General features: G+C 59.6%; 7 protein-coding genes and 1 tRNA gene. 3 read left to right on the top strand and 5 right to left on the bottom strand.

What is annotated here, in order from left to right; translation table 11 throughout:
- The 5 genes from BW991_RS08650 to BW991_RS08630 all read right to left on the bottom strand — a co-directional run.
- Positions 1-270 (bottom strand): transposase (locus BW991_RS08650; RefSeq protein WP_139335906.1); only part of this gene is annotated, 270 nt, incomplete at its 3' end.
- Positions 271-342: 72 nt separating this feature from the next.
- Entirely contained in the window at positions 343-2,520 is a 2,178-nt protein-coding gene (locus BW991_RS08645; protein ID WP_076601671.1) for an nSTAND3 domain-containing NTPase, read from the bottom strand.
- A 615-nt stretch (positions 2,521-3,135) separates the two neighbouring features.
- Complete coding sequence (locus BW991_RS08640) at positions 3,136-3,804, bottom strand: hypothetical protein (RefSeq protein WP_076601670.1); 669 nt, start codon at positions 3,802-3,804, stop codon at positions 3,136-3,138.
- A gap of 15 nt (positions 3,805-3,819) precedes the next feature.
- Entirely contained in the window at positions 3,820-4,806 is a 987-nt protein-coding gene (locus BW991_RS08635; RefSeq protein ID WP_076601669.1) for a hypothetical protein, read from the bottom strand.
- Between the two features lie 422 nt (positions 4,807-5,228).
- A tRNA-Met gene (locus BW991_RS08630) sits at positions 5,229-5,305 on the bottom strand.
- A 55-nt stretch (positions 5,306-5,360) separates the two neighbouring features.
- Between BW991_RS08630 and miaB the strand changes: the two genes are divergently transcribed.
- The 3 genes from miaB to ybeY are packed head-to-tail and all read left to right on the top strand — an operon-like array spanning position 5,361 to position 8,173.
- Positions 5,361-6,698, top strand: coding sequence for a tRNA (N6-isopentenyl adenosine(37)-C2)-methylthiotransferase MiaB (gene miaB / locus BW991_RS08625; protein ID WP_076601668.1), 1,338 nt, complete (start codon positions 5,361-5,363; stop codon positions 6,696-6,698).
- The gene (locus tag BW991_RS08620; protein ID WP_076601667.1) at positions 6,699-7,679 is read left to right on the top strand and encodes a PhoH family protein; all 981 of its coding nucleotides are present in this window, start codon (positions 6,699-6,701) and stop codon (positions 7,677-7,679) included.
- Entirely contained in the window at positions 7,679-8,173 is a 495-nt protein-coding gene (gene ybeY, locus BW991_RS08615; RefSeq protein WP_076601666.1) for an rRNA maturation RNase YbeY, read from the top strand. Before BW991_RS08620 ends, ybeY begins: the two co-directional genes overlap by 1 nt.
- Positions 8,174-8,181 lie beyond the last annotated feature (8 nt).

The raw sequence follows: 8,181 nt of genomic DNA, 5'->3' as shown, positions 1-8,181 counted from the left end.
AAAGAGAATGTTGTAGTCGAGCTGCTCGCAAAACTGCCGATCCGAGCGAATGGAGTACAGCGCGATCAGCAATTGCCCCTTGAGCAGGCGCTCGGGCGGGATCGACGGCCGTCCGACACTCGAATACAGCGCATTCAGATCCGCCGAAATGGCTGCGAGCGCCCGATCGGCGAGCTTCTTCACCCGCCGCAGCGGATGATCCGCGGGCACGCGCGACTCGGGCGAGAAGTAATGGAACATCGAGGACTGGGGATCGAGTTGGCCGCGCATCGCTGTCAGGACGGGAGTTTCGGGAATGCCTCTATGACAATCAACTCGTCAGTTCGTTCACTGGGTTTTGCATCACCCTGCTAACTGCGCTATCGCCGTGCCGAATTGGTATCCACACTTCTTCCCCAAGTCTTCGAGACTACTTACCAGGGACTTCTTGGCGTCCAGATCATCAACGTTCCGAAGTTCTTCGCGAATCCCTTGCACCTTATACTTCTCGAAGGCGGCGTCCAGCGCGGCCCTATCTTCTTCAGTGAGGTATTCAAGCACCTTTGGCGCGTCCAAGAGCTCGACCCATTGCTCAGCATCTGCCCATTCTGCTGCAGCAATGAGCTGATTCGTCACTTCTCGCCTTACCTCATCACCCCCGTTCAAGAGATACCACGGCAGTTCGCCAAGTTCGGTTAAGAGCCGCATGGTCGACCATACGCCGTTGAATGACCTACCCATATCATCAAGCAGCGATCTGACTATCGGCTGAAGGACTCGAGCAACCTCCGCCGACTCCTGTTGGTCACACATCTCAGCCAGGAAAATCAATCGGTCGGACTTTGAAAGATCTACTGTTGCTCCGAAGGTCTTGCCGGCTGCCCCTTTGTACCAGCGATGAGTAGGTGTATCCAGGAGTTCTCTAATACGAGTAATGAGTAGCGGTTGGGTACCTTGGAACAGCTTACTAACAGATGTCCGCGGCTTTGCCTTTGCAAGCTTCCAAAGCTCTCCCAACTGTTTCATGCGAGTAGCAGAGGCCAACACATCCCCAGCCACCTGCTGCTGTGAAGCGATTACGCCGGCAACGAACTCCTTCACACTGGGATTCAGGAAGCTGATGTGGCCACGCGAGAAGGAGAGGAATGCACCATCCAGCTCGCGAAGAGCGTCCTGACAGTCGCTTGCACTTGTACGGAAGTTGTACTTCTGCGCGCGTGCTGTATGTAGCGCTTGGAAATCCAGTTCGAAGTCCACTCGCTCACGCCAGTCACCTACCGTGTACAAGCATAGTAAAGCTGACCTGGCTGCCTCTGAAATCTGGTTTCGGAAGGCATGCTCCCAAAGCAGCTCGGGATTGTCCAGAAGCGCTGAAATAAAGCCCTGGTAACCCTCGGCACCTATCGCACGCACCCGGGTGAAGTCCGTCAGCCACTCGACCAATCGAGGGCTAAAATGCTGGTGCTTGATGATAGTAAGAAAGAAGTCGTTCGCTGTAATCTGCACCTTGTGGGCTAGTGGTAAATCGCTAAAGAAAACATGGTTGTAAAGCATTCGAGCGCGGTGGCCGAATGCGTACTCCGACATTGTTAGCACGATGCGGTCCCGGAGAACGTGACTGTGGCTCAGACGCTCTGAGAGAATCACGGCGTTCTGAAGAATATGCTCCCGGGTAGTGAGAATGAACCTCGATTCGTTGGAGGACCGGACCATTTCCATGAAATCGACGATGGCCCTATCCTGGTTCCCGCCAAGATAGTCACGAGAGTCTCCAAGGAAGGTCTGACCAAGAAAGTCGTCAAAGTAGAAAAGCTGCTTCTCTGAGGACTTAAAGAGGTTCCGCCCTTCCTTAACCTTCGACTCGATCACAACGGGTTCATATCCCATATCGAGATACGCATATAGCAGCATCTCCGCCAAGGTCGTCTTGCCGATGCCGGGCGGCCCGGAGATGATGAGAACCCGGTTATCGTCAAGCATTTGTCTTGCAAGATTGAACGATTCGCTTTGAACAAATAGCGGCAGTTTTCGCCGGATCCGTTCAACTTCGAAATCGGTTCTGCAGCGCTCAGCGTTGTGCAACACATTTTCCAGCACGGCAGTGCTGGTAAGCCAGAGCTTGAAGTTCGCCTGCTCTACTCTAGGATGGCGCGATAGAAGGCTTTCGATGTCGTCGCCTCCAAATATGTCCACGGAAGGATTCTGAACGTATGGAGCCATCGCCGCTGCGATGGCTCCCTTGTTGTCTGGGGTCAGGCGAACCGTTGTAACGACTACGTACCGGCAAGGTCGAAGTAGCCTAATTTTCGGAAGCTCGTTATCGCGTAGGTGCGCAAGCAGCTTTGAGAAACCGGACTGTGCGTAGTGCTTGCACTGCACGATCGTTCCCCGTCCGGGGCCGGGTGAATATCGCAAGTCGATCCCTCGATCGCGGCCGGCACGGAACGCTTCAAGCCTGACGCCCCACTCGGCTTGAAGCAGGTCTCTCGCCAGTTCCTCGAAGTCCTGCGGTGAAAGGGCGTCGAAGTTGTAGCGTGGCATATCGTCATTCTCCCTGCGCTTACCCGGACGACCGGTCCAGATCGTGCGGCGCAATTCTTCAATCTGATGAAATAGTGAAAGCGCGACCTACATGCGCCGAACTCCGGCCAATAGCAGGATCGTATTGCGACTGCGGGGCTGGACGTGGGGGCAACGCTAATAGGCTCTCACAAAGCCGATCGAGCGTTGGCGATGCAGCTCCTGCGTTCGCCACGTAGGCAAGCTTTGCACCGCTAAACATCGAATGCATCTTCGCGCTGCCAGGATTGCCACATCGGACACGTGCCTTTTTCATCACACTTTCAAACGCATCCTTGCCGAGTGAGGCCACGAGGTCGTCGTCTACGCAACTGGACAACTCGCGGGGCCACATGGCGAAGCCCGCCTCCAAAACGGGTGCGTCGGGGAGGAGTTCTGCTTCGTTGCCCCCATTAACCGAAGCAAGGAGCGGTTATCCCGCTCATGCGATTGGCGGTACGCCTCCTTCTCGATCCGCTGTGCGCTCGCCAGCAGTGGAGGCAGTGTGTCATGACCGTTTCTTCAGTGGGTCGCGGGTGAGGTGAGAATGTCAGCGGGCCACGTCGAAATGACGGTCATGCAGCCATTTGTCGGTAATCAGGGCGACGCGGCTTGCTGATTCTTCTTTGCTCGTTCTCGCCGTCGCCGTCGCCGCCGCTCGTCGACGATATTCATCATCGTGGTCGTGTAAATGTTTGCGACGAAGGACTGTAGCAGCATCACCATGTTGACCATCACCCCAGCCGTGAGGACAAACGAGATTGCGGCGACTTGCCAGCGGACTTGTTCAGCTCCTGATGGGAGTAGTGCGAGCAGGTTGGAAAGGGCGCCGTTGGGGCTGCCGAAGAGCTGTACTGCGAGGCAGTAGAGGAGGAAGCCGATGTATACCGCCATGACCCGCAGGAAGTGAAACGCGATGTACTTGATCCACGGCAGCCCGTTTCCGTTATGGCGGCGTTCGGAGAGTGCGACCAGCATGTCCGAGTTCGTTACGGTGAGGTAAATGGTGAATCCGGCGATCAGGAAGCTGAGTATGCTGATGGTGAACGTTAAGCCAGTGTTTACCAGCTCGCGCGTCAAGGTGGCCAGTTCCGATGCCGTTTGATTGCCTAGGTAAACTGATATGGCGAGAAGGGCAGCGAAGGTGATTGTTACTCTGCGGTTCAGCTTGCTCTCAGGAAGCGCTCGCGCGCACAAGTACACTGCGTGGAGATCCTTTTCCTGTAGCAACTCCTCATCGGTAATCGGGTCGTTTGCATTTGGCATGGCGAAACAATTGCATCACAGACTTAGGAATTCGCCTATGCGGCGTAGCTTGCTCTTGACGCCGGCCGTCACCGTTGGAACGTAGATGAGGCCTTCGGCAACCTTTTCACGGAAAATGCTAACCAGTTTAGGGGTGGCGGTCTTGATGTCTGTGGGAATGTTTTCAGCGGGGATGGTGATCTTGAAGTGGTCGTTGTTCCCGGTGAGTTGATCCCCGTTAGAGTCCAGACCCCGCAGTGATACATCGGTGTTCCCGTTCTCGGTCATCTCCGCAATACGGGTCGCAGCGCCCTCAATGTTCAGGCCGGTCGTGTTCGCGTACGTAACAGAGGTGTCGGACGCCCCGAAATCACCGCCGATCTCGCGGGTGGCTTTAAGCCACTCCATCGAATCGATCTCGTCATTTGGCTTTACGAGTTCGAGCTTTACTTGCCTCAGGACACTGAACCCCTCGAGAAACTTTTCGATGCTCGACTCGTTCGACAGCGGGAGAATGGTCAGCTTCGGTTCGGGCTCGTCCTCCCGCAGTTGCTTCAACGTGATCTGCTTTTCCGTGCTTTTTTCAATCTCTGCTTTCTTCTCACGAAGGTAGGCGTTCCAGCGGTCGCGAATCGCTCTGTGGATGGTCGCCCGTAACGCCTGCAATGACGGGGCCCCTTTTGTTTCTGGGGCGTAAATTAAGCGGTGGGTGTCGAACATCAAGACGAAGATTGCAGATGGCGCGCTCGGGAGGGATGTGCGATCCTTCACGATTTCCCCGTCCACCAAGTGCTGCTCACGCACGAGCACCGTGTTGTGGATTATGCGACCCGCGAGAACAATATCGGGTACGTCGGCCTTTGAAGCCAGATTGATTACCGCGCAGTCCTTCAGAATGTATTGCGAGTCGCCATACTTTCGGACGGCCCCCTTTTCGATTGCTGGAACAATTACCTCGGCGAAGTCGAGGAACACCTGTTTGTCAGATCGGCAGACGAAATTTGCGAAGTGTAAGTTGGCCATTCGTGCGGCTACTCAACGGAGGTTAAATCGGCGCCGCCCATGCGGCCTTGGTTCGGCGCCAAGTAAAGGCGACGGCCTGGGCTGGGGTCATCGGCTGCTGGCCGATTGGGCGATCATGAGGTCTTTAGCTCGCAAGCATAGCAGGAACGCATGTGCTTCCGTTCCAACTGCGGTCGCTCGGAGTGGTGTGGGTCTCGGCGCCCGGTGTGGTGTACGCCATGGCAGATGACCGACGCATTGTTGCCCGAGGCGGCCAGATCCTCAAGGTTGGCATTGGCCGACGAGCCGTTGTCGGCGATTCGACGCGAAGATGGGCGCCGTGCGGAATCTGGCTGGACTGGAAGCGATCTAGCTGCGACCAGATATCGACCAGAAAGCAAAAAGGCCAACCCGGTTGGGTTGGCCTAAGTGCTTGAATCCGTTGGTGGTGATGGGCAGAATCGAACTGCCGACCTATGGGTTATGAATCCATCGCTCTAACCGTCTGAGCTACATCACCGCTCGAGCCTGCTAATATAGCGGTTTGGGAAACCGCGCGTCAACACCGAGTAACGATGAAGAAGCTTTACATTCGCACCTTCGGGTGCCAGATGAACGAGTACGACTCCGACAAGATGGCGGATGTGCTCGGCGCGACCGAGGAACTGGTCAAGACCGACAACCCCGAAGAGGCGGACGTGATCCTCTTCAACACCTGTTCGGTGCGCGAAAAGGCGCAGGAGCGGGTGTTCCACGACCTCGGGCGGGTGAAGCACCTGAAGCAGGCGAATCCGAACCTCATCATCGGTGTCGGTGGCTGCGTCGCGAGCCAGGAGGGTGAGGCGATCGTTGCGCGCGCGCCCTACGTCGACGTCGTGTTCGGGCCGCAGACCCTGCATCGCCTGCCGCAGCTCATCGCCGAGCGGCGCTATAGCGGCAAGTCGCAGGTCGACATCTCCTTCCCGGAGATCGAGAAGTTCGACAACCTGCCGCCCGCGCGCGTCGAAGGGGCGAGCGCCTTCGTGTCGATCATGGAAGGCTGTTCGAAGTACTGCACCTACTGCGTCGTGCCCTACACGCGCGGCGAGGAAGTTTCGCGGCCGCTCGACGACATCCTGACCGAAGTCGCCGGCCTCGCCGACCAGGGCGTCAAGGAAGTGACGCTGCTGGGCCAGAACGTCAACGCGTGGCGCGGACCGATCACGAAGAAGGGCAGCGACATGGGCGACTTCGCCTTCCTGCTCGAATGCGTCGCCGAGATTCCGGGCATCGAGCGCATGCGCTATACCACCTCGCACCCGCGCGAGATGACGCAGCGCGTGTTCGATGCCTACGCGAACATCCCGAAACTCGTGAGCCATCTGCACCTGCCCGTGCAGTCGGGCTCGGACCGCATCCTCGCAGCGATGAAGCGCGGCTACTCGGTGCTGGAGTTCAAGTCGGTGGTGCGCAAACTGCGCGCCGCCCGCCCCGATCTGTCGCTGTCCTCGGACTTCATCGTCGGCTTCCCCGGCGAAACCGAGGAGGACTTCGAGAAGACGATGAAGCTGATCGAGGAGATCGGCTTCGACGCGTCGTTCAGCTTCGTCTTCAGCCCGCGCCCCGGCACGCCGGCGGCGGATCTGGAAGATCCGGTGTCGCAGGAGACCAAGCTGCGCTGGCTCGCGCGTCTGCAGAAGCGCATCGACGAGCAGGCGCAGGCGATCAGTCGGGCGATGGTCGGTCGCGTCGAGCGCGTGCTCGTCGAAGGGCATTCGCGCAAGGACGGGAGCGAGCTCGCCGGACGCACCGACAACAACCGCGTCGTGAACTTCGCCGGCAATGCGCGCCTGATCGGGCAGTTCGTCGACGTGACGATCACCGCCGCCCTGCCGCACAGCCTGCGCGGCGAAATCGTGACGAGAGAGATCTGAATGGGCCGACCCACCGAAGTGGTGCTGGAGCCGCTGGACAACCAGCGGCTGGCGAACCTGTGCGGCGTGCTCGACGAGAACCTGCGCCAGATCGAGACTGCCTACGACGTGACCATCGCCCGTCGCGGCGAGCGCTTCACGCTGCAGGGCGGGGCCGCGCAAGCGGCGCTCGCGGCGAAGGCGCTGCACGAATTCTACGAGCAGGCCAGCGAGCACCTCAGCGTCGATGACATCCAGCTCGGCCTGATCGAGATCGCCAACCGCCGCCAGTCCGACCAGGCGGCGCCGGCGCTGATGACGCGCAAGACCGAGCTGCACGGCCGTACGCCGCGCCAGGTCGAGTACCTGCGCCACATCCAGGCGCACGACATCACCTTCGGCATCGGCCCGGCGGGTACCGGCAAGACCTATCTCGCGGTCGCCAGCGCGGTCGATGCCTTCGAGCGCCAGCTGGTCGAGCGCATCATCCTGACGCGTCCCGCGGTGGAGGCGGGCGAACGGCTCGGCTTCCTGCCGGGCGATCTCGCGCAGAAGGTCGATCCGTACCTGCGCCCGCTCTACGACGCCCTCTACGACCTGATGGGCTTCGACCGCGTCGCCAAGCTGTTCGAGCGCGGCAGCATCGAGATCGCGCCGCTCGCGTTCATGCGCGGGCGCACGCTCAACCACGCCTTCATCATCCTCGACGAGGCGCAGAACACGACGCCCGAGCAGATGAAGATGTTCCTCACCCGCATCGGCATCGGCGCGAAGGCCGTCGTCACCGGCGACCTCACGCAGGTCGACCTGCCGCGCGGCCATCGCAGCGGCCTGCTGGAAGCGCGCGAAGTGCTCGCCGCCGTGCGCGGCATCGCGTTCACCGAGTTCCAGAAGGAAGACGTCGTGCGCCATCCGCTGGTCGCGCGCATCGTCGAGGCCTACGACAACCAGGCGACGCGTGCGGCGATGCAGGCCGCACTCACCAAGAAGGATCAGGCCTGATGATCGACTCCCTCCCGCATCTCGCGCTGATCATCCAGAAGGCCATCGGCAAGGCCAACCGCGAGAACGCGCCGTCCTCCGGCGACATGCGCCGCTGGGCGCAGGCCGCGCTGCAAGGCGGCGATGCCGAAGTCACGGTGCGCCTCGTCGGCGCGACCGAGGGGCGCGAGCTCAACCGCGACTTCCGCAGCAAGGACTACGCGACCAACGTCCTGACCTTCGTCTATGGTGAAGGCGGGGGCATGCCGGATGAGGATGGCGACGCGCCGCTCGCCGGCGATCTCGTGCTGTGCGTGCCGGTCGTCGTGCGCGAGGCGGCCGAGCAGGGCAAGCCGCTGGCCGCGCATTTCGCGCACCTCATCGTGCATGGCATGCTGCACCTGCAGGGCTACGACCACGAGGACAGCGACGAAGCCGAGGAAATGGAGGCGCTGGAAACACGGATTCTCGCCGAACTGGGCTATCCTGATCCCTACGCCGAACGATCCGCCTGACCCGCCCG

The sequence above is a fragment of the Aromatoleum tolulyticum genome (genome assembly GCF_900156155.1).
GTDB lineage: Bacteria > Pseudomonadota > Gammaproteobacteria > Burkholderiales > Rhodocyclaceae > Aromatoleum > Aromatoleum tolulyticum.
The sequence above is the reverse complement of the archived record's forward strand: the minus strand, read 5'-3'. Positions and strand labels throughout refer to the sequence as shown.